Origin of the sequence: Streptomyces milbemycinicus, assembly GCF_002154605.1 — a bacterium.
Lineage (GTDB): Bacteria > Actinomycetota > Actinomycetes > Streptomycetales > Streptomycetaceae > Streptomyces > Streptomyces milbemycinicus.
The window spans coordinates 1-229 of record NZ_MUNE01000983.1 but is presented as its reverse complement, the minus strand read 5'-3'; the positions used below and the strand labels follow the sequence as shown (position 1 = coordinate 229).

Below are 229 nucleotides of genomic sequence, written 5' to 3'. Positions count from 1 at the left end.
GACCGCCATCAGCAGACCGATGATCACACCCTCGAACATGTTGGTCACCACGATCGCGCTCGAGGTCACCACCAGCACCACCGCCTCGCCGCGGTGCGTACGCCACAGCGGGACCAGGTCCTTGGTCGGGATCAGCTTCCAGCCCGCGTGCACCAGCACACCGGCCAGCGCCGCCACCGGGATGACGCCCAGCGCCGAGGGGAACAGCACCGCGAAGACCAGCAGCCAC

The 229-nt window shown here is 68.6% G+C and carries 1 protein-coding gene; it reads right to left on the bottom strand.

Features of this window, described 5'->3' with window-relative positions; genetic code table 11:
- A partial coding sequence (locus tag CCN51_RS49960) for a SulP family inorganic anion transporter (RefSeq protein ID WP_245881860.1) occupies positions 1-229 on the bottom strand: 229 nt, incomplete at both ends.